Consider the following 1,560-nt stretch of genomic DNA (forward strand, 5'->3'; position numbering starts at 1 on the left):
GGCCGGGGCGGAGTTGGTGTCAGCGGCTGTTGGCGGGTGCCTGTTCCGGGGCGGTGGGCGCGTCCGGGCCGGCCGAACGCTGCGGCGCCGGGGTGTCGTGTGCGGGCGTGGACCTGGTCAGCCACAGGCCGGTGAGCACGGCGGTGGCCGAGGTGACGGCGCCGGCCGTGAGGAAGGCGCTGTTGAGGCCGGCCTCGAAGGAGGCGCCGCCGGATTGGCGGGTGCGGACGACGGCTCCAAGGAGCGCCACGCCGAGCACCGCGCCGATCTGCCGGGTGGTGCTGATGATGCCGGAGGCGAGGCCGCCTTCCTGCGGGCTGACGGACTGGATGGCGGCTGCCGTCAGCGGCGACAGGGTCAGGGCGAAGCCGGTGCCGATGACGGCCAGCCGCCACCACACGTTCGCGTAGCCGGTGTCGGCGTGCACCATGCCGAGCGCCAGGAGGCCCGGGCCCGCCAGGGCCAGGCCGGCGGTGACCGTGCCGCGGAAGCCGTAGCGGGCGGCGAGCCGGCCCGCGTACGGGCTGACGATCACCATGGCGAGGGACATCGGCAGGGTCTGCAGACCGGCCCGCAGGATCGAGCTGCCCTGGACGTACACGAAGAACTGGGAGAAGAAGAACGAGGACCCCATGAGCGCGAACCCCACCACGGTCATGGCGGTGTTGGACACGGTGAACAGCCGCTGCTTGAACAGCCGCAGCGGCAGCATCGGTGCTAAACGGCGCGCCTCGACGGCGGTGAAGGCGCCCAGGAGGAGCACCGCGGCGGCGAAGCTGCCCAGGATCACCGGTGAGGTCCAGCCGCGGGCACCGCCCTCGATCAGGGCGTAGGTCAGCACCCCCACCCCCAGCACGGACAGCACCGTGCCCGGGACATCGATCGCGGGCGCACCGGGATTGCGGCTTTCTTGCAGGTGGCGCAGGCCGACCAGCAGCAGGAGCGCGCCGATGGGCAGATTGACCAGGAAGATGGCGGGCCAGCCGAACGCCTGCGTCAGCACGCCGCCGGCCACGGGACCGGCGGCCAGGCCGATCCCGCTCAGTCCGGCCCACAGCCCGATTGCCTTGGTGCGTTCCTGCGGCAGGGGATAGGCGGCGGCGAGCAGGGCGAGCGAGGCAGGGCTCAGCGCCGCGGCCCCGATGCCCTGCAGTACCCGGCCGGCGACCAGCCAGCCGACCGAGGGCGCGAGGGCGCACAGCACTGAAGCGAGGGTGAAGAGCGCCACGCCGCTCAGGTACACCCGCTTGCGGCCGAACCGGTCGGCGAAGATGCCGCCGGACAGCAGCAGCATGGCGACCAGCAGGACGTACGCGTCGACGATCCACTGCAGACCGGTCAGCTGCGTGTGCAGCCGGTGCTGCATGTCGGGCAGGGCCGCTCCGACGATCGTGTTGTCGAGCAGGACCATGAACTGGCCCAGACAGGTCACCGTGAGCAGCACTGCCCGGTTGCTCCGGCTGCCTGCGACCGCATGCGATGCAGTGATGGGGATTCCTCTCGATGGGCGGGCGCGCCCGGCCGCGGCCGACCAGGCCGGCCTCCGGACGCTCTAAACGC

General features: G+C 72.3%; 1 protein-coding gene. It reads right to left on the reverse strand.

The annotated features are described in order from the left end of the window. Window positions 1-19: 19 nt before the first annotated feature. Window positions 20-1,489: an MFS transporter gene (locus tag ACQKIP_RS47040; protein ID WP_365863684.1), complete on the reverse strand. Its 1,470-nt coding sequence runs from the start codon at window positions 1,487-1,489 to the stop codon at window positions 20-22. Window positions 1,490-1,560: the final 71 nt, after the last annotated feature.

The sequence above is a fragment of the Streptomyces sp. NPDC059900 genome, from assembly GCF_050270335.1.
Lineage (GTDB): Bacteria > Actinomycetota > Actinomycetes > Streptomycetales > Streptomycetaceae > Streptomyces.